The organism is Kitasatospora fiedleri (assembly GCF_948472415.1).
Classification (GTDB): Bacteria; Actinomycetota; Actinomycetes; order Streptomycetales; family Streptomycetaceae; genus Kitasatospora; species Kitasatospora fiedleri.
Map to the genome: position 1 here is coordinate 5,924,383 of NZ_OX419519.1, position 24,326 is coordinate 5,948,708.

At 76.2% G+C, this 24,326-nt stretch carries 19 protein-coding genes; 6 read left to right on the forward strand and 13 right to left on the reverse strand.

The window, feature by feature from the left end; translation table 11 throughout:
• Positions 1-24: 24 nt before the first annotated feature.
• Positions 25-1,275 carry an alpha-amylase gene (locus QMQ26_RS26900; protein ID WP_404813965.1) on the reverse strand — a complete coding sequence of 417 codons (1,251 nt, stop codon included), beginning with the start codon at positions 1,273-1,275 and terminating at the stop codon, positions 25-27.
• Positions 1,276-1,780: 505 nt separating this feature from the next.
• Here QMQ26_RS26900 and QMQ26_RS26905 point away from each other — a divergent pair.
• Positions 1,781-3,322: a PucR family transcriptional regulator gene (locus QMQ26_RS26905; protein ID WP_100840036.1), complete on the forward strand. Its 1,542-nt coding sequence runs from the start codon at positions 1,781-1,783 to the stop codon at positions 3,320-3,322.
• Between the two features lie 6 nt (positions 3,323-3,328).
• Here QMQ26_RS26905 and QMQ26_RS26910 read toward each other — a convergent pair whose 3' ends face one another.
• The 5 genes from QMQ26_RS26910 to QMQ26_RS26930 all read right to left on the reverse strand — a co-directional run bounded on the left by QMQ26_RS26910 (position 3,329) and on the right by QMQ26_RS26930 (position 9,743).
• On the reverse strand, positions 3,329-4,714 hold the full coding sequence (locus QMQ26_RS26910) for a M20/M25/M40 family metallo-hydrolase (protein ID WP_282202971.1): 1,386 nt from the start codon (positions 4,712-4,714) through the stop codon (positions 3,329-3,331).
• A 36-nt stretch (positions 4,715-4,750) separates the two neighbouring features.
• The gene (locus tag QMQ26_RS26915) at positions 4,751-5,584 is read right to left on the reverse strand and encodes a M55 family metallopeptidase (protein WP_100840034.1); all 834 of its coding nucleotides are present in this window, start codon (positions 5,582-5,584) and stop codon (positions 4,751-4,753) included.
• Positions 5,572-6,579, reverse strand: a complete 1,008-nt coding sequence (locus QMQ26_RS26920) for a S66 peptidase family protein (protein WP_282202972.1) — start codon at positions 6,577-6,579, stop codon at positions 5,572-5,574. The genes QMQ26_RS26915 and QMQ26_RS26920 overlap by 13 nt, the downstream gene beginning before the upstream one ends.
• Positions 6,576-8,708 carry a S9 family peptidase gene (locus tag QMQ26_RS26925; RefSeq protein WP_282202973.1) on the reverse strand — a complete coding sequence of 711 codons (2,133 nt, stop codon included), beginning with the start codon at positions 8,706-8,708 and terminating at the stop codon, positions 6,576-6,578. The genes QMQ26_RS26920 and QMQ26_RS26925 overlap by 4 nt, the downstream gene beginning before the upstream one ends.
• Before the next feature lie 153 nt (positions 8,709-8,861).
• Entirely contained in the window at positions 8,862-9,743 is an 882-nt protein-coding gene (locus QMQ26_RS26930; protein ID WP_282202974.1) for a MurR/RpiR family transcriptional regulator, read from the reverse strand.
• Between the two features lie 172 nt (positions 9,744-9,915).
• Between QMQ26_RS26930 and QMQ26_RS26935 the strand changes: the two genes are divergently transcribed.
• Positions 9,916-10,569 carry a helix-turn-helix domain-containing protein gene (locus QMQ26_RS26935; RefSeq protein ID WP_159073328.1) on the forward strand — a complete coding sequence of 218 codons (654 nt, stop codon included), beginning with the start codon at positions 9,916-9,918 and terminating at the stop codon, positions 10,567-10,569.
• A 173-nt stretch (positions 10,570-10,742) separates the two neighbouring features.
• Here the strand turns inward: QMQ26_RS26935 and QMQ26_RS26940 are convergent, their stop codons facing one another.
• From QMQ26_RS26940 to QMQ26_RS26960, 5 genes are read right to left on the reverse strand one after another with little or no spacing between them, the layout of a single operon-like run.
• Positions 10,743-11,756, reverse strand: coding sequence for an ABC transporter ATP-binding protein (locus tag QMQ26_RS26940; RefSeq protein ID WP_282202975.1), 1,014 nt, complete (start codon positions 11,754-11,756; stop codon positions 10,743-10,745).
• Positions 11,753-12,841 (reverse strand): ABC transporter ATP-binding protein, encoded by a 1,089-nt coding sequence (locus tag QMQ26_RS26945; RefSeq protein WP_282202976.1) that lies wholly within the window; start codon positions 12,839-12,841, stop codon positions 11,753-11,755. The genes QMQ26_RS26940 and QMQ26_RS26945 overlap by 4 nt, the downstream gene beginning before the upstream one ends.
• Positions 12,838-13,737 carry an ABC transporter permease gene (locus tag QMQ26_RS26950; protein WP_100840028.1) on the reverse strand — a complete coding sequence of 300 codons (900 nt, stop codon included), beginning with the start codon at positions 13,735-13,737 and terminating at the stop codon, positions 12,838-12,840. The genes QMQ26_RS26945 and QMQ26_RS26950 overlap by 4 nt, the downstream gene beginning before the upstream one ends.
• Positions 13,738-13,741: 4 nt before the next feature.
• Complete coding sequence (locus QMQ26_RS26955) at positions 13,742-14,725, reverse strand: ABC transporter permease (RefSeq protein WP_282202977.1); 984 nt, start codon at positions 14,723-14,725, stop codon at positions 13,742-13,744.
• A 6-nt stretch (positions 14,726-14,731) separates the two neighbouring features.
• Positions 14,732-16,567: an ABC transporter substrate-binding protein gene (locus tag QMQ26_RS26960; protein WP_282202978.1), complete on the reverse strand. Its 1,836-nt coding sequence runs from the start codon at positions 16,565-16,567 to the stop codon at positions 14,732-14,734.
• Between the two features lie 241 nt (positions 16,568-16,808).
• Between QMQ26_RS26960 and murQ the strand changes: the two genes are divergently transcribed.
• Complete coding sequence (gene murQ / locus QMQ26_RS26965) at positions 16,809-17,720, forward strand: N-acetylmuramic acid 6-phosphate etherase (RefSeq protein WP_282202979.1); 912 nt, start codon at positions 16,809-16,811, stop codon at positions 17,718-17,720.
• Between the two features lie 70 nt (positions 17,721-17,790).
• Here murQ and QMQ26_RS26970 read toward each other — a convergent pair whose 3' ends face one another.
• Both QMQ26_RS26970 and QMQ26_RS26975 read right to left on the reverse strand, forming a co-directional pair.
• The gene (locus QMQ26_RS26970) at positions 17,791-18,723 is read right to left on the reverse strand and encodes a MurR/RpiR family transcriptional regulator (protein ID WP_100840024.1); all 933 of its coding nucleotides are present in this window, start codon (positions 18,721-18,723) and stop codon (positions 17,791-17,793) included.
• Positions 18,724-18,791: 68 nt separating this feature from the next.
• Positions 18,792-19,961, reverse strand: a complete 1,170-nt coding sequence (locus QMQ26_RS26975; RefSeq protein ID WP_282202980.1) for a serine hydrolase domain-containing protein — start codon at positions 19,959-19,961, stop codon at positions 18,792-18,794.
• A 131-nt stretch (positions 19,962-20,092) separates the two neighbouring features.
• Between QMQ26_RS26975 and QMQ26_RS26980 the strand changes: the two genes are divergently transcribed.
• Genes QMQ26_RS26980 through QMQ26_RS26990 form a run of 3 tightly spaced genes read left to right on the forward strand, consistent with a single transcriptional unit; the run spans position 20,093 to position 24,281 of the window.
• Positions 20,093-21,061: a GNAT family N-acetyltransferase gene (locus QMQ26_RS26980; protein WP_282202981.1), complete on the forward strand. Its 969-nt coding sequence runs from the start codon at positions 20,093-20,095 to the stop codon at positions 21,059-21,061.
• Entirely contained in the window at positions 21,058-22,431 is a 1,374-nt protein-coding gene (locus QMQ26_RS26985; RefSeq protein WP_282202982.1) for a type III PLP-dependent enzyme domain-containing protein, read from the forward strand. Before QMQ26_RS26980 ends, QMQ26_RS26985 begins: the two co-directional genes overlap by 4 nt.
• A complete protein-coding gene (locus tag QMQ26_RS26990; RefSeq protein ID WP_282202983.1) occupies positions 22,428-24,281 on the forward strand; it encodes a glycoside hydrolase family 3 N-terminal domain-containing protein in 1,854 nt (617 codons plus the stop codon). The genes QMQ26_RS26985 and QMQ26_RS26990 overlap by 4 nt, the downstream gene beginning before the upstream one ends.
• Positions 24,282-24,326 lie beyond the last annotated feature (45 nt).

Consider the following 24,326-nt stretch of genomic DNA (forward strand, 5'->3'; position numbering starts at 1 on the left):
CCCGCCGGCGTCCGTGCGGCGCGGTCAGCCGCCCGCGCCCGCGTACAGGGCGACGGCGTCGCCCGCGCCGACCGTGGCGGTGAAGGTGCCGTTGGCCGCGACGGTGTACGTGGGGCCGCTGCAACCGCCGCCCGCGCTCGGGTCGCCGTGCTGGACGTCGCAGTAGCTCCCGGCGGGCAGCGAGGTCTGGAAGGTCCTGGTCAGCGCGGTGGTCTCGTGGTTGATCGCCACGTAGCCCTTGGTGCCGCGGCCGAAGGCGATCGCGTTGCCGCCGTTGGACCACCAGTTGGTGACCGCGGTGCCGTTCACGGCGTTGCGGAAGCCGACCATGTTGGCGATCTGCCGCCAGGCGTGCTGGCACTTCCAGCCGTCCTGGTAGCAGGCCCGGACGGTGCCGCCGTTCGGCGGGCCGGCGTCGATGTCGCTGAACTCGTAGCCGGAGTAGACGTTCGGCGAGCCGTAGGGCCAGGCCAGCAGGTAGACGTTGGCGAGGGTGTAGGTGTTGCCGTACTTGTAGTTGAGCGTGGAGCCGTTGCGCTCGGTGTCCCAGTTGTCGGTGAAGGTCCGGGAGTTGGCGCTCGGCAGGTAGCCCGCGCCCCAGGAGTCGTTCCAGTTGCTCAGGTAGGCGAGCTTCTCGTTGGTGAAGATCCGCTTGAGGTCGTAGGCGCCCATGAAGGCGTCGACGTCGCCGGTGCCGGTGTACTCGCCGGGCTGCACGGCCTCGCCCGCGCCGTAGATGACCTCCTGGGCCCAGTAGATGCCGGGCTTGGTCAGCTTGGCCTTGATGGCGGCGAGGTCGCCGGAGGCGATGTGCTTGGCGGCGTCGATCCGGAAGCCGTCGACGCCCTTGGCGATCAGGCTGTTCAGGTAGGCGGCGATGGTGGAGCGGACGTAGTCGCTGCCGGTGTCCAGGTCGGACAGGCCGGAGAGCTCGCAGTTCTGCACGTTGTTGCGGTCGGCGTAGTTGGAGATGTCCGCCCGGCAGGAGTGGAAGTCCTGGTTCTGGTAGAACCCGGGGTAGTTGTACTTGCTGTAGACCGTTCCGCCGGTGCCGGTGCCGGAGCCCGCGCTCATGTGGTTGACCACGGCGTCCGCGACCACCTTCACCCCGGCGGCGTGGCAGGTGGTGACCATCGCGCCGAAGGCGTTGGCGTCGCCCAGCCGTCCGGCGATCTTGTAGCTGACCGGCTGGTAGGACGTCCACCACTGGCCGCCCTGGATGTGCTCCTGCGGGGGCGACACCTCGACGTAGCCGTAGCCCTTGGGGCCCAGCACGTTGGTGCACTCCTTGGCCACCGAGGCGTAGGACCACTCGAACAGGGTGGCGGTGACGGTTTTGCTCCCGGGGGTGGCGGCGGCGGCCTCGGTGGGGCGGTGGCCAGGCCGGTCGCCGCGGTGACGACGGCCAGGGCCGCGGCGGTGAGTCCGGCCCGGCGCCGGTGGCGGGGCGCGGGGGTGGGGTGGTGCACGGTGTCTCCTGGTGGGGTGGGAGCCGGAGGGGGCGGAAACGTTTCGGCTTGCGGGGGATTGCTGCAAGCTCTCTGCAACTTGCCGGAAACATTTGCGGCAGCGCAGAACGTACGGCCCGCCGGCGGCACCGTCAAGGGTTCCCGCCGGCCCCGGCCGGTCACCCTCCGGAGGGAATGGGCCCGCCCCGCACCCGGCCCGGCGGCCCGTTCCGCGCGCCGCCGGGAGCGGAGGCGTTGTCATGACCGGTGCGCACAGCGGCCGTTCTGTGCTATCACATCGAAGATCACCCGCACCGTCGAACGATCGGCCCATGCCACTCACCGTCCGCGACCTCCTGGCCATCCCCGCCCTGCGGCTGCACCTCGCCGCGGGCGCCGCCGGACTGGGCCGCACGGTCGAGGCCGCCCACGCCTCCGAGGCCACCGACCCCTCCGTCTGGCTGGAGGGCGGAGAAGTCGTCATGACCACCGGCCTGCTGCTCGGGCCCGGGCCCGCCGACCTGGCCGCCTTCATCGGCGGCCTCGACCGGGCCGGAGCCGCCGCGCTCGTGCTCGGCCTCGGCCCCACCCTGCCCCACCAGCGGGTGCCGCCCGCCCTCGCCCGCGCCGCCGAACAGCACGGCCTCCCGCTGATCACCGTCCCCGAACGCACCTCGCCCGCCGCCGTCACCAAAGCCGTCTTCGACGCCCGCGCCGCCGAGGAACGCCGCCTGCTGGAACGCACCCTGCGCACCCAGCGCCGCCTCACCGCCGCCGCGGCCTCCCCCGACGGGCTCGCCGACCTGCTGACCGCCTGGTACCGCGCCACCGGCGTCGCCGTCGTGGTCTGCGACGTCCTGGCCAGACCGCTCGGCGCGGCCGGGACCGACGCCACCGAGGTCCTGACCGGAGCCGCCCCCGTCCTGGACGCCGTCGCGCTGCGCGGCCTGCGCGGCAGCGGCGGCGGCGAACTGCCGGGCGGCCCCGTCCACGCGCAGCCGCTCGGCGCCGCCAGGCTGCGCGGCTTCGTCGTCCTGGTCGGCGCGAGCACCGCCGAGACCCGGCTGCTGGGCAGCGTCCTGGTCTCGCTGCTCTCCGTCGAACTGGAACGCCGCCACCTCGCCGAGGAGCCCCGCCGCCGCCACCGCACCACCGTGCTCACCCGGCTGTTCGGCGCGGACCTCAGCGACTCCCGCGCCACCGCCCTGCTCTCCTCGGTCAACCTGCCGGTCGGGCCGCTGCGCGCCCTCGCCGTGCACGTCGCCGCCCGCCCCGACCCCGCCCGCCCCGACCCGCCGCCCGGCCCGGGCCGTCCCAGCGAGGCCGCCGAGACCGCCGCCGACCTGGCGCTGGCGATACCGGGCGGCCTCGCCCGCGCCGTCGGCACCACCGTCGAGGCCGTGGTGCCCGAGGGCACCGACGCGCTCGCCCTGCTCGCCCGCTTCGCCCCCGGCCGCCCGGCCGGCATCGGCCCCGCGGTCGCCCCCCAGCACGCCGCGCTCTCCCTGCGCCAGGCCCACGCCCTGCTCCCGGCCAGCACCGCGGCCGGCCGTCCCGTCACCGCCGCCGAGGCCGGGTCGGTGCGGCTGCTGCTCAGCCTGGGCAGCCCGGCGCTGCTCGCCGCGTTCGCCGACACCGCCCTCGCCGCCCTCGACGCCGCCGACCCCGACCACGAACTGACCGAGACCCTGCGGGTGTGGCTGGAGACCAACGGGAGCTGGGCCGAGACCTCCGCCCTGCTCGGCCTGCACCGGCACACCGTGCAGAACCGCATCGCCAAGATCGGCCGCCTGACCGGCCGTCACATGGACCGCGCCGAGGACCGGGTCGACCTGTGGCTGGCCCTGCGCGCCCGCGAGGCGGCCGGCCCCTGACCGCCCTCAGTACGCGCGCAGGAAGCGGTCCAGCACCCGGACGCCGAAGCCCAGCCCGGCGGCGGGCACCCGCTCGTCCACGCCATGGAACATGCCGTAGTAGTGCAGCGACGGGTCCAGCAGCAGCGGGGCGAAGCCGTACGAGCGGATGCCCAGCCGGGCGAAGGACTTGGCGTCGGTGCCGCCGGACATCACGAACGGCACCGGCCGGGCCAGCGGGTCCTCGGCGCGCAGCGCGTCGGCCATCGCGGCGAACGCCGGTCCCTCGTGGTCGGCGGCCACCGCGTCCTCGCAGTTGATGAACTCCCGGGTGACGCCCGGGCCGAGCAGGCGGTCCACGGTGGCCAGGAACTCCTCCCGGCGGCCGGGCAGGAAGCGGCCGTCCACCTCGGCGTGGGCCCGGCCGGGCACCACGTTGACCTTGCCGCCCGCCGCCAGCACCGTCGGGTTGGCCGAGTCGCGCACCGTGCAGTCGAACAGCTCGCCGAGCCGTCCGAGCCGGGCCGCCTCCTCCTCCAGCCGGGACCGGTCGATGCGCAGGCCCAACTCCCGCTCCAGGGCGGACAGCAGGGCCTCCACGGGCGGCGTCGGCGCGGTCGGCCAGCGGTGCGCGGCGAGCCGGGACAGGCCGTGCACCAGGGTCGCCACCGCGTTGTCCGGGTTCTGCTTGGAGCCGTGCCCGGCCGTCCCCCGGGCGGTCAGCCGCATCCACGCGGTGCCCCGCTCGCCGACCGCCACCGGGTACACCCGCAGCTCCCGCCCGGCTTCCGGGCCGCGCTCCGGGCGCGCGGTGATCGAGAAGCCGCCCGACTCGCTGATCGCCTCCCGGCAGCCCTCGAACCACTCCCGGTGCCGGGCCACCACGAACCGGGAGCCGAAGTCGCCGGTCGACTCCTCGTCCGCGAGGAGCGCCAGCACGACGTCCCGCCGGGGCCGCACCCCGCTGCGCGCCCAGTGCCGGGCCAGCGCCAGCACCATCGCCACGGTGCCCTTCATGTCGACCGCGCCGCGCCCCCACAGGCAGCCGTCGGCGAGCTCCCCCGACAGGGGGTGGCGCGTCCAGTCGGCGGCGTCGAACGGCACGGCGTCCAGGTGGCCGTGGACCAGCAGCGGCGGCAGCGACGGGTCCTCGCCGTCGATCCGGGCCAGCACCGTGGTGCGCCGCGGCGCCGACTCCACCAGGGTCGGGGCGATGCCCGCCGCGTCCAGCGCGGCGCCCGCGTACTCGGCGGCGGCCCGCTCGCCCGGGCCGGTGCCGTCACCGGGGTTGGTGGTGTCGATGCGCAGCAGGTCGTGGCAGAGCCGGACGGCGTCGTCGCCCGCGGCGGCGAGGCCGGGCCCGGGGGCAGGAGCGGGCTCGGGAACGGGAACGGGGACGGGGGCGGAGGTCATGGGGCGGGTCCTTTCCGGGGCGGGGCGGCGGGGGTGTCAGCCGTAGTGCGCTTCCGCGGCGGACGCCGCCACGGTGGTGCACACCTTGAAGGCGCGGGCGCCGTCGGTGGCGCTCGGCGCGGTGTAGGCGACGGTGCGCGGGCCGGTCCGTTCCACCGTCGGCACCGCCTCCACCGCCGCCGCCTGGTGGGTGGCGTGGAAGGTCACCTCGAAGCGGTGCGCGCGGGGCGTGCCGGCCGGACGCCCCGCCGCGAGCGCCGCCCGCGCCGCGGCCCGGGCCTCCTCCTCGATCAGGGCGGCGCTGCGGGCCGGCGGCAGGCAGACCGCCGCGTACCGGCTGACCGCCCGCTTGACGGCGGCGGTCCGCGCCCCCGGTGCCCAGCGCCCGGCGGCCGCGCAGGTCAGGTCGTCGCCGGTGACCAGCAGCACCGGCACCCCGTGCTCGGCCGCGACCAGGGCGTTCATCCGGCCCTCGTCGGCGGCCTCGCCGTCGATCCGGAAGTCGACCAGGCCGGTGCCCAGGTAGGTGTGCGCGAGCACCCCTTCCTCGCCCGCCCCGGTGTGGTAGCCGAGCATCACCACGCCGTCCGCGTCCTGCACCCCGTGCATCATGCCGAGCGGCTTGTGGCGGCCGGTCAGCAGCGTGGCGCGCTCGTCCAGGTCCTCGATGAGGACGTTGCGCTGCGTGTAGTGGGCCTCGTTGACCAGCACCTCGGTGGCGCCGCCCGCGAACAGCCCCGCCACGCAGGCGTTGACGTCACCGGTCAGCAGGCGCCGCATCCGCTCCCAGGCCGCGGTGCCCGGCTCCACGTCGTCGGGCCAGGTGACGCCGGTGGCGCCCTCCATGTCGGCGGAGATCATGACGCGCACTGGTGGGGTTCCTTCCCGTCGGGGTCGATCGTGTCGTGTTCCGCCGCCGCCCGGGGCGACAGCGGGGGGTCCGCCAGCAGCAGGGTGCTCGTGTCCGGTCCGGCGGCGGTCAGTTCGGCGCGCACGCCCAGCGGCACCGTCAGCTGGACGCGGCCGTGCCCGGCCGGGAGCCCCGCCGCGACCGGCACGCCCAGGTCCGCCAGCCGGTCGTGCAGCACCTCGGCCACCGCCGCGGGCGGGCCGCAGTCGGTGAAGTCGCCCAGCACGATCCCGGCGGCCGCCCCGAGCGCACCGGAGCGGCGCAGCTGGGTGAGGAGCCGGTCCAGCCGGTACGGCTCCTCGCCGACCTCCTCCAGCAGCAGCAGGCAGCCGTCCGGAACCACCGGGCCGGGCCCGCCCAGCGAGGACGCCAGCAGGCTCGCGTTCCCGCCGGCCAGCACGCCCGCCGCCCGACCGGTCGCCAACGCGTGCCGGTGCAAAGGCAGTTCACGCACCGACCCGGGGTCGAACAGCACCCGGCGCAGGTGCGCGGCGGACCGCGGTTCGGTGAACGCCGAGGTGGCGACCATCGGTCCGTGCAGGGTGGCCACGCCCAGCCGGGCGGCGAACAGCCGGTGCAGCTCGGTGACGTCGCTGCACCCGACCAGCGGCTTCGGCGCGGCCCGGGCCAGCGCCGCCCAGTCCAGCAGGTCCGCCGTCCGCTGGCAGCCGTAGCCGCCGCGGGCGCACAGCACCGCCGCGATCCCCGGGTCGGTCCAGGCCGCCCGCAGGTCGGCCGCCCGGTCCGCGTCCCGTCCCGCGAGGTGCCCCAGGTGGGCGGCGGACACGTGCGGCATCACCGACACCCGCAGGCCCCAGGACTCCAGCACCCCGACGCCCTGCGCCAGCCGCTCCGGCTCCACCGGCCCGGCGGGCGCGACGACCGCCACCGCGTCACCCGGCCGCAGGGCGGGGGGACGCAGCAGCGGCCCGGACCCGGTGCGGGGCGCGGTCACCGGCCGCCCTCCGGGGCGGGGGAGCCGGCGGGGGACGGCTGCGGCCGGGGCTGCCCGGCCGGCTGCTCCGTGAGTCCGAAGATCTGCCGGTAGAAGGCGAGTTCGGCCCGCAGCGCGGTGACGATCGTGGCGCTCTGCCGCCACCCGTGCTGTTCGCCCGGGAACTCCAGCAGGGTGCACGGCAGCCCGGCCGCCTCCAGCGCCGCGGCGAAGGCCCGGGACTGCTCCGGCCCCACCACCACGTCCTCCAGGCCGTGCATCAGCAGGGCCGGTCCGCTCGCCCGGTGGGCGTGCCGCACCGGCGAGCGCTCCTCGTACCGCGCGGCGGCCTCCGGGAGCGGGCCGATCAGCCCGTCCAGGTAGCGCGACTCGAAGTCGTGGGTGTCCGCGGCCCAGGCCAGCGGGTCCGTGATGCCGTAGTGCGAGACGGCGCCCGCGTACAGGCCCGCCGAGGTGAGCGAGGCCAGGGCCGTCCAGCCGCCCGCGCTGCCGCCGCGCACCGCCAGGCGCCGTTCGTCGGCCAGGCCGCGGGCGACCAGGCCGCGGGCCACCGCCGCGCAGTCCGCGACGTCCACCACGCCCCAGGTGCCGCGCAGCCGCTCCCGGTAGGCGCGGCCGTAACCGGTGGAGCCGCCGTAGTCGACGTCGGCCACGCCGATGCCGCGGCTGGTGAAGAAGGCGATCTCCAGGTCCAGGGCCATCGGGGAGCCGCCGGTCGGGCCGCCGTGGACGAACACCACCCACGGCGGGGACTCGCCCGGGGCGAGCGCGTGGTCGGCGTTGCGCGGCGGGTACAGCGCGGCGTGCACCGGCTGCCCGTCGGCGCCGTCGAACACCTCGGTACGGGGGCGCGGCAGCCAGTCGGCGACGTGCGGCGCCGGGAGGCCGGCGGTCAGCGTCTCGTGCCGGCGTTCTCCGCCACCGGCCGCGGCCAGGTCGGCCAGCACCACGCGGTGGTGGGCCTCCGGTGAACCGGCCACGCACACCGCGCGCCCGTCGGCCGCGTGCACGGTCGCCGCGAAGTCGCTGTAGGGCAGCGGCAGGTCGCGCACGCTGTCGTCGGACGGGTCGACCACGCCCAGGCGGCGGTCGCTGCCGGTGCCGTGCACGGCCACCGCCCGGCCGTCCGGCAACGGCGCGAACCAGGTGGCGCCCGGCCGCCACAGCGCCCCGCCGAACTCCTCCGCGCGGGGCGCGACGGCCCGGTCCGGGCCGCCGTCCAGCGGCACCAGCCGCAGGTTCCACCAGCCGTCCGGATCGGCCACCGCCCACAGGGTGTCCGCGTCCCGCCACTCCGCCTGGACCACCGAGCAGTCCGCGCCGCCCGCCACCACCCGGGGCGCGCCCCCCGTGCCGTCCAGGGCGGCGACGCACAGCTCGGTGCCGTCCCACGGCATGGCGGGGTGGTTCCAGCCGATCCACGACAGGTGCCGCCCGTCCGGGGACAGGCGCGGGCAGGCCAGGAAGTCGTGGCCGTCGGCCAGCACCCGCACCCGGGCCGGGTCGCCGACGGCCGAGCCGTCCAGCGGCACCGCCACCAGCGCCCGCCGCACCTCGCGCGGATGCGCCCCGACGCTCTCGCGCACGCACCACACCTCGGCCCGGCCCGGCGGCGCGTACAGGTCGCCGTAGCGCACCGGGGGGCCGCCCGCCGCGTCCGGGGCGGCGGCGGTCAACGGCCGCGGGCGCGTCCGCGTTCCGGGGACGGCCAGCAGCAGGCGCTGGTCGTGCCAGTCGACGAAGACCAGGGCGGGCGCGGGCCCGGCCGGAGCGCCGTCCGCCGGGCCGTCCGGAGCGCCGTCCGCCGCGCCGTCCACAGGGCCGTCCGCCGGGCCGTCCGCGGGCAGGGACACCGGCCGCCAGGCCCGGCCGCCGTACTCGTGCAGCCGGCTGCGGGCGTTGAACCCCTCCGGCAGCAGGTCCTGCACCGTGCCGTCCGGCGCGCGCCGCACCACGCAGCGGCGTCCGCCCTCCAGCGGGCGGGGCTCGTCCCACCAGACGGCGAGCCCGGAGGCTTCGGGGACGAGTTCCGCCCAGCCGGGGACGCCGTCCTCGCGGGCCACGTCCTCGGCTGCGATCGGGGAGGGCCAGGCACCCGGGGCGGGCCGGCCGGGAACTGCTGAAGTCATGGGTCACCAATGCTGGTCGGGGAGCTGCTCGTTCGCGGGGTGCTCGTTCGGGGTGCTCGTTCGCGGGGTGCTCGACGCTGCGGGGCGGGGAACCGTGCGGGGCGGGGAACCGTGCGGGGCGGGGAACCGTGCGGGGCGGGGAACGGGGGCGGGTCAGTCGTCGGGGAGGCGGTCCAGCAGGCGGTCGGCCTCCTCCCGGCGCTCCAACCGGCGCAGCGCCCCCTTGGAGCGGGCGGCGGCCACCGTCACCAGGGCGTGCCCGAGGGCCACCAGCGCGGTCGGCGAGTCGGCGAACGACGGGCCGCCGGTCGCCGCGGTCAGCGTCCGGTCGGCGAGCGGGGCGACCGGCGAGCCGTGGCCGTCCACGACGGCCACCAGCGGCACGCCGCGGCGGCGCAGCGCCTGCGCGGCCCGCAGCGTCCAGTGGTCGTAGCGGCGCACCGAGTAGACGACCGCCACGTCCCGGGGCCCGGCGTCGGTGAGCGCCTCCGCCACGCGGTCGGCGCCGCCGTCCAGCAGCACGACCCGGCCGAGCACGCTCGCCAGGTCGGCCGCCAGCAGGTGGGCCAGGCCCCGGCTGCGGCCGGTGCCCACGACCAGGCGCTGCCGGGCCGTCAGCAGCGAGCGCGCGGCGGCGTCCAGCGCGCCGTCGTCATCGGCCCCCTCCAGGGTGGCGGCGACGTTCGCGGCCTCCCGCTCGGCCATCCGCCGGGTCAGCCCGGGGAGTTGGGCCGGGCGCAGGCGGGCCCGGAAGCGGTCCCGAGGGCCGGTCAGCTCCCCGTCCATCCGCTCGGCGACCCGGGCCTGCAACTCGCCCAGGTCGCGGAACCCGGCCGCGCGCACCAGCCGGTGCAGGTCGCCGCACCCGGCGCCGGCCTCGGCCAGCAGCGCGGTCGGCGGACGCAGGGCGGAGTCGGGCCAGTCGGCGAGCATGGCCCGGGCCAACCGCTCCTCGGAGCCGCCGAGTTCGTCCGCCGCGTCGGCCAGCGTCTCGGCCGGCTCCGACCAGGCGGAGGCGTAGCCGGCGGTCGTCATCGGCGGGCCGTCGCGGGCGGGGCCGGGCGGCGGGTGCGGTTCACGGCGTACTCCCTGCTGTCGAGGCGGAGCGGGACCTGTAGCGTGCGGGGCACCCGGCCCCGGCGGACGCCGCGTGGCCGGGCGGCCGGGCGGCGGAGGCCGGGACCGGACGGACGGAACGGAGCAGACGGTGGGAGCGGGCCGGGACGCGGCGGACGCCGGGGCGGGCGCGGCCGGCGCGCGCGAGGACGCCGCGGCGGCCCGCCTCGGCGAGCGGCTGCACGCGGCCCGGACCCGCCTCCGGCTCACCCTGGACGGGGTGGCGCAGCGCAGCGGCCTCTCGCGCAGCTTCCTCAGCCGGCTGGAGGCCGGTGACGCGAACCCCACGCTGCGCACGCTGGAACGGGTCGCCGAGGCGGTGCAGACCCCGCTGTCGGTGCTGCTGGGCGGGGCTCCCGGGGCGGCCCGGCCGGCCGGGCCGCCGTCCGCGTCGTCCGCGGTCGTGCACCGGCCGCGCCGCGCGCCGCGGGCGTGGCCGCCCGGGGAGGGGCGGACCTTCCCGCTGACCCCGGTCGGGGCGCGCCGCTTCGAGGCGGTGCTCGCCGAGGGCACCCCGGCCCACCACGCCTTCCCCACCGCCCACCCGGGCGAGGAGCTGTGCGTGGTGCTCGCCGGGCGCGTCGCCGCCGAGGTCGGCGGCGAGCGCTTCGAGCTGGAGGCCGGTGAGGCGCTGCACTACGACGCGGGTGTCGCGCACCGCCTGGCCGCGCTCGGCCCGGACGGGCGCTACCTGCTGGTCGTGGCCGGTCCGGCCGCTTCCGCGGCGGCCTCGCGGCGGCCCTGAGGCGCGGGCCGGACGGCCTCCGCCGGGGGCCCGACCCGCCGGAACCGGCCGGCCGTCCTGCACGGGAAGTTCCACGCCCGCCACGGTACGAGCACCGCCGCGGCCCGGACGATCGACGAATCGTCGAGCCCCGGGCCCGGGCCCGCGACATCCGGTCCAGGGCCGACGGGGCGTCAGCGCACCGCCGCGGTCTCGGTGGCGACCACCCGGCGCGCCCGCGGGTGCAGGCAGGCGTGCCGGTGCGCGTCGTCGTGCGGGAGCGTGGTGAGCCCGGGCCGCCCGTCGGCGCACTCGGCGGTCGCGAAGGGGCAGCGCGGGGCGAACAGGCAGCCCGGGGTGGCCACCCGCTCGTCCAGGGCGGCGAGCGGCACCAGCCGGTCCGGTCCCGGTTCCTCCAGGCCGCGCAGCACCGGGATCGCCGACAGCAGGCACTGGGTGTAGGGGTGCACCGGCTGCTGGACGACCCGGTCGGTGGGGCCGCGTTCGATGACCTGGCCGCGGTAGATGACGTGCAGTTCGCCGCCCCCGCCGAGGTAGCGGGCGGTGGCCACGTCGTGGGTGATGAACAGCAGTGAGATGCCGAGGCGTTCGCGCAGGTCCCGCAGCAGCGACAGGATGCCCAGCCGCATCGACACGTCGATCATCGACACCGACTCGTCCGCGACCAGCGCCTCCGGGTCGACGGTCAGCGCCCGGGCGATGACGACGCGCTGGCGCTGTCCGCCGGAGAGCTGGTGCGGGTACTTGGCCAGCACGCCGGGACGCAGGCCGACCAGTTCCAGCAGTTCGGCGGCGCGGTCGCGCTGCTGCGCGCCGGTGGCGCCGGTCTCCCGGGCGCGCATCCGCAGCGGGTCGCCGAGGATCTGCCCGACGTCCCGGGTCGGGTTGAGTGCCGAGTACGGGTCCTGGTGGATCAGCTGGACCCGCCGGAAGTACGGGGCGCGCCGACGCGCCGACAGCTTGGACAGGTCCGTTCCGTCGACGAGCAGTTCACCGCCGTCGAAGGTCTCCAGCCCGGTGAGGATCTTGCCCAGGGTGGTCTTGCCGCAGCCGGACTCGCCGATGAAGGAGACCGCGCCCCCCTTGGGCAGGGCGAAGTCGACGCCGCGCAGGGCGTGCACCGTGCGGGTGCCGGTGAAGGCGCCGCGGCTGGTGTAGGTGCGGGTGATGTTCCTGGCCTCGATCACGGCCGTCCTCCGGTCGGGTCGTCCTGGGCCCGGGGCGCCGGAACGGCGGCGGCCGGGGCCGGGGCCGTGGGTGCCGGGTCGGCGTGGCAGGCCCGGAACCGGCCGGGCGACCACTCGACCAGCGCGGGCTCGGTCTCCTCGCACACCGGCACCGCCAGCGGGCAGCGGTCCCGGAAGACGCAGCCCCGCCGGGCGAGGGTGGTGAGGTCGGGCGGCTGCCCGGGCAGCGCCCGGGCCAGGCCCGGGTCGCCGACGATGCGGGCGGTGGCCCCGATCAGGGCCCGGGTGTACGGGTGCGAGGGCCGCCGCAGCAGGTCCTCGGCGGGGCCGTGCTCCACGATCCGCCCGCCGTACATGACCGCGAGCCGGTCGGCGATCTCGGAGACCACGCCCATGTCGTGCGTGACGACGAGGGTGGCCAGCCCCTTCTCCCGGTGCACGTCGCGCACGATGTCGAGCACGGCGGCCTGGGAGATCACGTCGAGCGCGGTGGTCGGCTCGTCCAGGACCAGCACCCGGGCGTTGAGGACCAGGGCGAGCACGATGCCGACGCGCTGGCGCATGCCGCCGGACAGCTCGTGCTGGTAGGAGTCCAGCACCCGGTCGGCGTCCAGGCCCATCCGCTCGCACAGCTCCTTGGCCCGGCGCACCAGGCCGGGCAGGTCCGCGACCTGGTGGGAGCGGCCGAGGTCGAGCAGCTGCCCGCCGACGGTCTTCAGCGGGTTGAGCGAGTTCTGCGCGGCCTGGAAGACGTAGCCGAGCGTGCTGCCCCGGGTGCGGCGCAGCCGGCGCCCGGTCAGCCGGGTGACGTCGCCGACGCCCGCCACCTCGACGCGGCCGGTGGTGATCCGGCCCGGGTCGGGGACGGCGTTGAGCAGCGAGAGCGCCAGGGTGGACTTGCCGGAGCCGGACTCGCCGACCAGGCCGGTGATCTCGCCGGCCCGCAGGTCGAGCGAGGCGTGCGAGACGGCGGGCAGGTCGCCGTGCTCGGTGCGGTAGACGACGGTCAGGTCGCGGATCTCGACCTCGGCGGGCCGGGCTCCGGCCGCCTCGCCCCCGTCGCGGGGCAGTGTTCGGACGGTCATGACCGCTCCCGCAGTCTCGGGTTGAACAGTTCGTCGACCGCGTCCATGAACAGGACGATGCCGAGCGTGATCAGCAGGATGCAGGCCAGCGGCGCCAGCAGGTACGTCAGCGCCTCGGGGCTGCTCATCACGCCGCCGGAGAAGACCGCCTGGTTGAGCATCACGCCCCAGTTCTCGCTGGAGAACGGCACGACGCCGAGGAAGAACAGCGCGACCTCGGCGCCGATGAAGCCGATCACCGACAGCAGCAGGTTCATCGCGACGTACGGGGCGATGTTCGGCAGCAGCTCGCGCAGCAGGATGTGCCGCTGCGACAGGCCCAGGCCCCGGGCGGCCTCCAGGAAGCCGCGCTCGCGCAGCGACAGGGTCTGCGCGCGCACCGCGCGGGCGACGCCGCCCCAGCCGGTGAGGCCCAGCACCAGGCCCATCTGGAAGGCGCTGCCGAAGCTCCACAGCGTGGACAGCACGATCAGCAGCGGCAGGCCGGGCAGGGTGAGGACGAAGTCGGTCAGCCGCATCAGGCCGGAGTCCGCCAGGCCGCGCCGGAAGCCGGCCACCAGGCCGACCAGGGTGCCGGCGCCGGCGGCGACCAGGGCCGCGACCGCCGCCGTGAGCAGCACGTAGCGGGCGCCGACCACCACCTCCTGGAGCACGTCGGAGCCGGCGAAGTCGGTGCCGAGCCAGTGCTCGGCGCTGGGCGGGGCGTAGACGGCCTCCGGGTCGACGGCGATCGTCCCGGGGTACAGCAGCGGCCCGAGGACGGCCATCAGGGCGAACAGCGCGATGATGCCCAGGCCGACGACCCGGCCGGGGCGGCGGGTCAGCACCCGCAGGGTGCGGGCGCGGCGGGAGGACGGGCGCGGGGCGGCGGGTGGCGTCGGGAAGGTCACGGTCATCGCCTCACCCGGGGTCGATCACCGAGTACAGCAGCTCGGCGAGGATGTTGGCGACCACGATGGTCACCGTGATCAGCAGGAAGGCGCCGCCCATCAGCGGGTAGTCCCGGTTGCCGATGCTCTTGAGCAGCAGGTTGCCCAGGCCCGGGTAGTCGAAGACGTCCTCGATCAGCACCGAGCCGGCGAACATGTGGCCGACCGACAGGGCGAGCGTGGTGAACAGCGGCAGCACGGCGTTGCGGCCGATGTAGCGCATCCGGGTGGCCGGGGCGATGCCGCGCAGCTCGGCGGCGAGGATGAAGTCGTCGCCGAGGACGGAGGCCACGCTGGACTTCATGGTCAGCAGCCAGCCGCCGTAGCTGAGCAGCGCGTAGGTGGCCACCGGCAGCACGGCGTGGGTGGCGACCGAGCCGAGGTACGCGGCGGTGAAGCCGGGTGCGATGGTCACGTCGCTGGTGTCGCCGTAGGGCAGCACGTTCCACAGGGTGTGGAACAGGAACGCCAGCAGCAGGGCCAGCACGAAGGACGGCACGCCCGCCATCAGCGAGCCGGACAGCGACAGCAGCCCCCCGCCGCGGGAGTCGCGCCGCACGGCGGCGACCACGCCGGCCGCGCAGCCGACCAGGAAGCTGAGCACCAGGCCGGACAGCACCGGCAGCACCGTCCAGGGCACCGCCGCGCGGATCACGTCCGCGACGGGGACGCCGCTGTAGGAGATCGACACCCCCAGGTTGCCGTGGACCAACTGGCCCAGGTAGCCCAGGTACTGGTCCACCAGCGGCTCGTGCGAGGTGAACCCGTACACGACGGCGACCTTGGCCCGGGCCAGTTCGGGCGGCATGCCGCCCAGCACGTACGACTCGTAGGCCGCGTCGCCGGGGTTGCCGGGCAGCGCGTGGACGAGGAAGAAGGTGAAGGTAGCGACGGTGAACACCATCGCCAGGCCGGCGGCCAGCTTCGCCGCGAGCCGGAGGAGGAAGCCCTTCATCCGCCGCTACTTCTGCTTGTTCTTGGGCTGGACGTAGCCCTGCATCATCCAGACGCCGGGCGAGTTGCTCAGCAGCCCGTCCTGGCCGGACTTCGGGAAGTCGGTGAACCGCTTGTCGTTCACGAACTGCACGTTGGTGTAGTCCCAGACCTGGATGACCGGCAGCTGCTGGTTGGAGAGCGCGGCCAGCCGCCGGACGATGTCCTTCTGCTCCTCCGGCTGGAGGACGGTCAGCCTGGCGGTCAGCTCGCCGGGGTTGACGGTGGCGCCGTCGAGGGGGAAGGAGGTCGGGGTGTTGAGCCAGTTGCCCGAGCCCTGGCCGGACTTGTGCGTGACGTCGGCGCCGATCGCGGTGAAGCCGTCGTCCACGCCGTACAGGCGCTGGAAGGCGGCGTCGGTGCCGGGGCCGAGCGCGGTCAGCCAGAAGCCGACCGGGTACTTGCCGTCCGCCATCTCCTTCTTGTAGGTGCTGAAGTCGGCGGTCAGCGCGGTCCTGGTCGGGATGCCGAAGGCGGTCAGCTGGTTGGCGACGACGGTGCCGCCGGCGATCCAGTCGCTGAAGCCGTTGACGGTCTGCAGCGTGATGGTCCACGGCGTGCCGTCGGGCAGGTGCCAGGTGCCGTCCTTCTTGGTGAGCCCGGCCTGCTGGAGGAGTTCGGCGGCCTTGGCCTCGTCGTGCGCGTACGGGTCGAGCGCGGCCTGCTGCTCGGGGGTGAGCCACTTCTCGGCGACCTTGTCGATCAGGCCGGTGGTGGCCTTCGAGGCGGTCCCGCCGACCGGCTGGCCGACCTTGGTGACGGCCTCGCGGTCGATGACGTGCGCGAGCGCCCGGCGGACCTCCACCTTGTCGAACGGGGCGACGCCCTGGTTGAAGGCGATCGCCGCGTCCACGTAGTTGATGGCGTCGACGCGCTGGTTGCCGGCCTTCAGGATGCGCTGGAGGACGTTGTCGGGGATGGCGGTGAACGGCGCGGCGTCCAGCTCGCCGTTGGTCATGTAGCTCCAGATCTGCTCGTTGCCGGTGTAGTTGCGCACCACCACCTGCTTGGGACCGATCTTGGCGGCGGCGAAGAAGTGCGGGTTGCGGTCGAGGACCGCCGAGCCCGGGTTGACCCGGGTGAGGACGAACGGGCCGGCCGAGACGTCCTTGGCGGGGGCGAACGCGGAGACCTTCTTGCCGATCTCGTTGAGCCTGTCGACGGCCGCCTTCGCGGCGTCGGCCCGCGCGGGGTCGGGGCTCTGGCTGGTGTGGATCACGTCCCACACGTCGGCGGGCAGCAGGGCGCCGTACACCGAGGCGGGGACGATCTTCTGGGTGAGGACCAGGCGCGGGAACTGGACGTTCTTCGCCCCGGGCACCTGGCTGATCTCGTAGGTGTGCGGCGCGGTCTCCCTGACCTCGGCCACGTCCAGGCCCTGGGTGAGCAGGCCGGCCCCGATGGTGGCCGAGCCCTGGGTGAGCGCGATGGCCATCGACGCCCTGACGTCCTCGGCGGTGACGGGCGTGCCGTCGGACCACTTGGCATCGGGCTCCAACTCGACCGTGATCGAGGTGTCGGTGGTCTTCCAGCTCCTGGCCAGGCCGGGGAAGAAGTCGTTCGGGTCCTGCGGGTTCTTCTTGGTGAAGCCCAGCTGCATGGTGTCGTAGCCGAGGAAGGTGTTGCCGGCGGCGTTGAAGGGGTTCATCGGGGCGCCGGCCGCGATGGGGTGGTTGCCGTCGATGGTGGTGAAGACCCCGTCCCCGGCGGAGCCCGAGGACCCCGCGCCGGGGGAGCAGGCCGCGGTGCCGCCGAGGAGGAGGGCCGCCGCGAGGGGGAGGGCGGCGCGTCTGGTGTGCTTCATGGGGGGCGGAACTCCGATCAACCGGTGCGTGAGGGAGTGGCTGCGGTGTGCCGACCGTAGGAGTCGCGGCCCGCTTGCGTCAATGAGTTACGCAAGAGGTTCGTTGTTCGTAACTCGGCGACTCGCCTGGAGCTGGCCGTTGTTGACTCCGCGACAGGTGCAAAGCAACGGAACGGGCGGTAGATGATGTTGCAAAAAAACCTACCGGGCAGGACGATGGCAGAAACCGAGAGGACATCCGATGACCCCGAGTCGTTCCGTCCGCGTCGTGTCGCCCACCGAGCGGCGTAACCCCCGCACCCTCGGCATCGACCGGGCCGACCCGCTCGACGTGCTGCGGCTGCTCAACGCCGAGGACGCCCTCGTCCCCGGGGCCGTCGCCCGGGTGCTGCCCCGGCTCGCGGTCGTGGTGGAGGCCACCGCCGAACGGCTGCGGGCCGGCGGCCGGCTGCACTACTTCGGCGCGGGCACCTCCGGACGCACCGCCGTGGTCGACGCCGCCGAACTGGGCCCGACCTTCTCGCTGCCGCCCGGCGTCGTCGTCGCCCACCACGCGGGCGGCCCGACCGCGCTGGTCACCGCCGTCGAGGGCAGCGAGGACAGCGAGGAACTCGGCGCCGCCGACGCCGCCGAGGTCGGCGCGGGCGACGTGGCGGTGGGCATCGCCGCCAGCGGCCGCACCCCCTACGTCGCGGGCGCGCTGACCGCCGCCCGGGCGGCCGGGGCGTTCACCGTCCTGGTCAGCGCCAACCCCGGCGCACCGCTCGCGCACCTGGCCGACGTCCACCTCGACGTGGACACCGGCCCCGAGGCGATCGCCGGGTCCACCCGGCTCAAGGCCGCCAGCGCCCACAAACTCGTCCTCAACGGCCTGTCCACCGCCGTGATGATCGCGCTCGGGCGCACCTACTCCAACCTGATGGTCGACGTCTCCGCCAGCAACGCCAAGCTGCGCGGCCGGCTGGTGACCATCCTGATGGAGGCCACCGGACTCGGCGAGGAGCGCTGCGCGCACGCGCTCGCCGGGGCGGACGGCGAGCTGAAGACGGCGCTGGTCTGCCTGCTGTCCGACTGCGGGCCCGAGGAGGGCCGCCGCCGGCTGGCCGCCGCCCGGGGACGGGTGGCCGACGCCCTGGCGGCGCAGCCGATCTGACGGGGGCCGACCCGGCGCGCCCGCGGCGGTCCGGCGCCGGACCCGGCCCGCCGCGGGCGTCCGCGCCGCCCTACCCGTGGTGGTGGCGCACCGCCGCGTAGGTGCGCTCCAGGGCCTTCAGCGTGCGGGCCCGGTGGCGCTGGGCCACCCCGACGAACAGGCAGTCGACGACGGTGAGCGCGGCGATCCGGCTGGCCATCGCGCCGGAGCGGAAGGTGGTCTCGCGCACCGCCGTGGTCAGCACGTGATCGGCGTGCTCGGTGATCGGCGAACGCGGGAAGTTGGTGATCGCCAGCGTGGTCGCCCCGTTGCGCTGCGCCTCCGCCAGGACCTCGACGGTGGCCGCGGTGTCACCGGTGTGCGACACCCCGATCGCCACGTCGCCGCCGCGCAGCAGCGCCGCGGAGGTCAGCGCGATGTGCGGGTCCACCCAGGCGTTGACCCGGCGGCCGATCCGGTGCAGCTTCTGCTGCAGGTCCAGGGCGACCAGCCCGCTGGCCCCCACCCCGTACACGTCGATGCCGCCGGCCGAGGAGACCGCGTCCACCGCCCGCTTGAGGGCGTGCAGGTCGAGCTGGCCGACGGTGTCCTCGACCGCGCGGGCGTCGGCGAAGCCGAGTTTGGCGACGATGTCGGCCAGCGAGTCGCGGGGACCGATGTCCGCGCCGACCGCGCTCCAACCCGCGCTGCTCTCCTCGACGCTGGCGGCCGAGGCCAGGCCGATTCGCAGGTCCGGGTAGCCCTTGAGGCCGAGCGTGCGGCAGAACCGCATCACGGTGGTCTCCGAGGTGCGGCACTCGGCGGCCAGCTCGCTGATGGTCTGCGCGGCCACGTTCGCCGGATCGGCGAGCGCGGCCTCGGCGACCCGGCGCTCGGCGGGCGCCAGCGTGGGCAGCAGCGCCCGGATCTGGACGAGCACGGTCTGCGGCGGGCCGCTGGGCGCGGGCGCGGGGGTGCGGGCGGCGGACCTGCGCTTCGGGCGGGTTCCGTCGGCTGCGGTCATGAGCGCTTCCTTTGCGTGCGGGGGCGGTGAGGGCGGTGGGTGCGGTGAGGGCAGTGGGTGTGCGGCGGTCAGGCGGGCCGGGTGCCGGGCGCGGCCCGCGGACCGGAGTCCGGAGCCGGACCGGGGCCGGGGCCGAGGCCGGGATCGGAACCCGGATCGGACAGAGCGTCGCAGACGGCCCGCCGCAGCGCCACGACCACCGAGGCGTCCCGGCCGAGGTGGACGCCGTTGGTGAGCAGCACCGCCCACGGGCCGCCGGACGGGTCCATGGCCACGCTGGTGCCGGTGAAGCCGGTGTGCCCGGCGCCGGTGGTCGGCCAGTGCCGCGCCATGTGGTCCCAGCGGTCGCCGCGCAGCGTCCAGCCCAGGCCCCGGCGGCCGCCCAGGCCCGCGGTGTGGCAGCGCACCGCCTCGGCCCGGATGCCGGGGGAGAGGAACGCGGAGTCGGCGGCCAGCCAGCCGAGCCGCAGGTAGCGGACCAGGTCGCCGGCCGTGCCGAACAGGCCCGCGTGGCCGCACACCCCGCCCAGCGCCGCCGCGTTCTCGTCGTGCACCGTCCCCACCGGGACGCCGCCGTCGGGGCGGGGCTCGGTGGCGGCGGTGCGCCCGTACCAGTCGGCGGGCGGCCGGTAGCGGGTCGCGGTCAGGCCGAGCGGGTCCAGCACCAGTTCCCGCACGGCCTGCTCCAGCGGTGCCCCGGCCACCGCGCGGACGACCTCGCCCAGCGCGACGAATCCCAGGTCGGAGTAGGCGACCGCGGTGCCGGGGGCGGTGTCCAGCGGTTCGGCCAGGGCGGCGGCCAGCCGGTCGGCGGGCGTCCCGGGCAGCGTGTGCAGCGGCCGGTGCGGGGGCAGGCCCGAGGTGTGGGTGAGCAGCTGGCGCACGGTGACCGCGTCCTTGCCGGGCCCGGTGAACCCGGGCAGGTGGCGGCGGACCGGGTCGTCCAGCCCGAGCGCGCCGGTGTCGGCCAGCCGCAGCACGGCGGGCAGGGTGGCCGTGACCTTGGTCAGCGAGGCGAGGTCGTAGACGGTGTCGGCGGTGACCGGGGCGGTCGGGCCGGTCACCGCCGTGCGGCCGAAGGCGTGCACCACCGGTTCGCCCGCCGCGCCCCGGCCGGTGGCGAGGACCGCTCCCGGCAGGCCGCCGGAGGCGACGGCGGACGCGACGAGCGCGGCCGCCGCGGCGCTGCCGCGGGCCGTGCGCTCGGGGTCGTCGGGAGAGGGGCGGGCGATCGTCATGGGCGTCCTCCACCTGCCGTGCCGTACGCGCGCCGGGCCGGGAGAGGTCTGGTGGCCCCGGGCGATCGTTGGTAGTTTTCCACCGCTCGAAAGCTCAATCATGTTATCAAGCAACAGATGGGACGGACAGCATGAGGGACGCCGCACCGCCCGTGCTGCGCACCGCGCACCACGGCGACCTCCCCGAACTGCGCGGGATCGTGACCGCCTCGCTCGTCCACGACCCCGACGCGGCAAGGGTGTTGACGCTGCTGTGGGAGCTCACGGCGGACCGTCCGGACCTGCGGGTCGTCACCGAGGCCGACGGCGCCGTCACCGGTCTCGCGCTCGGTCGGCTCGCCCCGCCGTCCGACGGCCCGCACCCGCGCACCGGACACACCACCCTGCTCGCGGTGGCCCCGGAGCACCGCGGCCGGGGCCACGGCCGCGCACTGCTGGCCGGCATCGAGGAGCGCCTGCTGGCGGCCGGAGCCACCCGCCTGGTCGTCCGCGGCACCCCGCCGCACTACGCCTGGCCCGGCCTCGACATCCGCTACACCCCGGCCGTCTGCCTGGTGGAGTCCGCCGGGTACGCGCGCACCGCCGACGCGTTCAACATGCTCACCGACCTGTCCGCCGCCGACCTGGCCACCGCCGAGGACGAGCGGCGGCTGGCCGCCCTCGGCGTGCGGGTGCGCCGGGCCCGCGCCGAGGACGCGCCCCGCTTCCTCGCCTGGATGCGCACCTGGGGCGGCAGTTGGGCCGAGGAGGCCGCCACCGCGCTCGCCCACGAGCCGCCGCGCTGCCACGTCGCGGTGCAGGGCGAGGACGGCGCCGAGGAGTTCGTCGGCTTCGCCTGCCACGGCGTCAACCGCGACACCTGGTTCGGGCCGATGGGCACCGCCGAGTCCCAGCGCGGCCGCGGCGTCGGGGCCGTGCTGCTGCGCCGCTGCCTGCGCGACCAGCGGGAGGCGGGCCGCACCGAGTCCGAGATCGCCTGGATCGCCCCGTACCGCTTCTACGCCCGCGCGGTCGACGCCCGGCTGCACCGGGTGTTCCGCCTCTACCAGAAGGACGCGCACGTGCCCGTCGACCCCGCCGCCCCGGAGCAGCGATCATGACCGACCCCGGGGCCGCGCCCCACGCCCCCGACCACGCCGCGGAGCGGTCCCGGCGGCGCGACCTCGCGGTGCGCGCCGCCGTCCGCGCCGGGCTGCTCGACCCGGACGACACGCCGCTGGCGGCCTTCCTCGACCTGCGGGGCATCGCGGACAGCGCCGCCGCCCTGCACGCCGCCTGGCCCGCCGGGGAGAGCGTCGAACACACCTTCGCGGCGAAGGCCAACAGCCTGGTGCCGGTGCTGCGCCTGCTGCGCGGGCACGGGCTGGGCTGCGAGGTGGCCAGCCCCGGCGAACTGGCGCAGGCCCTGGCCGCCGGGTTCGAGCCCCGGCAGTTGGTGCTCGACTCGCCCGCCAAGACCCGCCCCGAACTGCGCGCGGCGCTCGCCGCCGGAGTCACCGTCAACATCGACAACTTCCAGGAGCTGGAGCGCGTCGACGCCCTGGTCGCCGACTCCGGAACCGCGTCCCGGATCGGGCTGCGGATCAACCCGCAGGTGGGGCTCGGCAGCATCGCCGCGATGTCGACGGCCGGCCGCGAGTCCAAGTTCGGCTTCGCGCTGGGCGACCCGGGCAACCGGGAGCGCATCGTCGGAGCCTTCCTGGCCCGGCCCTGGCTGCGCTGGCTGCACGTGCACGTCGGCTCCCAGGGCTGCCCGCCGGAGCTGTCCGCCGCCGGGGTCGCGGCCGTCGTCGCGCTGGCCGAGGAGATCGACCGCCGGGCCGGCGCCGCCCGCGTCGAGGGCGTCGACATCGGCGGCGGACTGCCCGTCAACTTCGCCGACGACCGCGACGACCCGACCTTCGCCGACCAGGTCGCCGCCCTCCGCACCGGCGTCCCCGGCCTGTTCGGCGGCCGCTACCGGCTGGTCACCGAACTCGGCCGCTCCCTGCTGGCCAAGAACGGCTTCCTGGCCTCGCGGGTGGAGTACACCAAACGCTCCGGCGGCCGGGCGATCGCCCTCACCCACGCGGGCGTGCAGGTCGCCGCCCGCACCGTCTTCCTCCCCGACGCCTGGCCGCTGCGGGTGCTGCCCTACGACGCCGACGGCCGGCCGCGCCCCGCCGACGGGGGAGCGGACGGCACCGTGCCGCAGGACGTCGCCGGGCCGTGCTGCTTCGCCGGCGACCTGGTGGCCCGCGCCCGCGAACTGCCCCTGCTGGCACCGGGCGACCTGGTGGTGCTGCCCGACACCGGCGCCTACTACTTCTCCACCCCGTTCCACTACAACAGCCTGCCGCAGCCCGCCGTGCACGCCTACCAGGTGGACGCCGACGGCGAGGTCCGCTTCACCCTGCTGCACCGGCAGGAGACCGTCGAGGACGTGGTCGCCCGCACCCTCGGCGAGGCCGCGGATGGGGCGGCGCGGTGAGCGCGGCGGACGACCCGGCCCTGCTGCGGCTCGCCGACGGCGTGCTCCAACCCGGCTTCGACGGCCTGACCGCCCCCGACTGGGTCCGCCGCCGCCTGGCCGACGGCCTCGGCTCCGTCCTGCTGTTCGGCCGCAACTTCGCGCCCCCGCCCGGCGGCCGCGCGCAGGCCGCCGCCCTGGTCGGACAGCTGCGCGCCGAGCACCCGGACATCCTGGTCGCCGTCGACGAGGAGGGCGGCGACGTCACCCGGCTGGAGTGGGCGACCGGCTCCTCGTACCCCGGCAACCTGGCGCTGGGCACCGTCGACGACGAGGACCTGACCCGGGCGGTGGCCCGCTCGATCGGCCGCGACCTGGCCGCGCTCGGCATCGACCTGGACTACGCGCCGGACGCCGACGTCAACTCCGACCCGCGCAACCCGGTGATCGGCGTGCGCTCCTTCGGCGCCGACCCGGCGCTGGTGGCCCGGCACACCGCCGCCTGGGTGCGCGGCCTCCAGGAGGGCGGCGCCGCCGCCTGCGCCAAGCACTTCCCCGGGCACGGCGACACGGTGGTCGACTCCCACCTCGGCCTGCCCACCGTCACCGCGGACCTCGCCGAACTGGAACGCGTCGCCCTGCCGCCGTTCCGGGCCGCGACGGCGGCCGGAGCCCGGGCCGTGATGACCGCGCACCTCCTGCTGCCCGCCCTCGACCCGGAGCACCCGGCGACGGTCAGCCCGCGCGTCCTCACCGGCCTGCTCCGCGAGCGGCTCGGCTTCGACGGGCTGGTGGTGACGGACGCCGTGGAGATGCGGGCGGTCGCCGACCGCTACGGCCACGCCGGCGCCGCGGTACGGGCGCTGGCGGCCGGCGCCGACCTGGTGTGCCTGGGGGACCGCGGCTCGGCCGCCGAGTACGACGCGCTGCGCTCCGCCGTGGCGCGGGCCGTCCGCACCGGGGACCTGCCCGAGGAACGCCTCGCCGAGGCCGCCGCCCGGGTCGCCGCCTTCGCCCGCTGGGCCCGCGACCTGCGCGCCGCCGCGCGGGGAGGACGGCGGACGGCACCGACCCGGGAGCCACTGGTGCGCGGCGAACGGCGCACGTCCGTGGGGCGGAGCGGAGTCCGGCCGGGGACCGCCCGGGGGTGCCGGTCGCGCCGGTCGCGCCGGACCTGCCGGAGCCCGGCGGGCGGGTGGCGGCGGGCGGTCCCGAGCCGGAAGGCGGCCCGGAGCACCCCGGCGGCCCGGAACTCGGCCTGCTCGCGGCCCGCCGCGCCCTGGCGGTGGCCCGGCCCACCGGCGTCCCGCCGCAGGGCGGGGGCGGGCCCTGCGTCGCCGAGTTCCGGCCGACGCCGACCATCGCGGTGGGCACGGTCACCGCCTGGGGCCTGGCGGAGCCGCTGGCCGCGCTCCTGCCGGGCACCGAGGTGCGGCAGGTGGGCCAGGAGGAGGCGGAGGACGACCCGGCCGGGGCGGTGGCCCGGCTCTGCGCCGCGGCCGAAGGCCGTCCGCTGGTGCTGGTGGTGCGGAACGCGCACCGGCACGCCTGGGCGGACGCGGCGGTCACCGCCCTGCTCGCCCGGCGGCCGGACGCCGTGGTGGTCGAGTTCGGCCTGCCGCAGTCGCCGCCCCGGGGCGGACTCCACCTGGCGCCGCACGGCGCGGCGCGGGTGTGCGCCGAGGCCGCGGCGGAGGCGGTGGCCGCGCACCTGGGCCGCTGACCGGAGGTCGGAAACCTTCCGGTGCACCGCCCGGGTCGGCAACCGGCACTGCGCCCCGGCGGTAGCAGACCAGTGGGGCCCGCGGCGGCGCACCCGGCACCGGGTGCGCCGCCGCTGGCCCATCCCCACCTGTGGAGAAGCGAACTGACGAAGCGTCAGAAGTGGTATTCCCGGCGGGTGTCGCAAGGTCGGC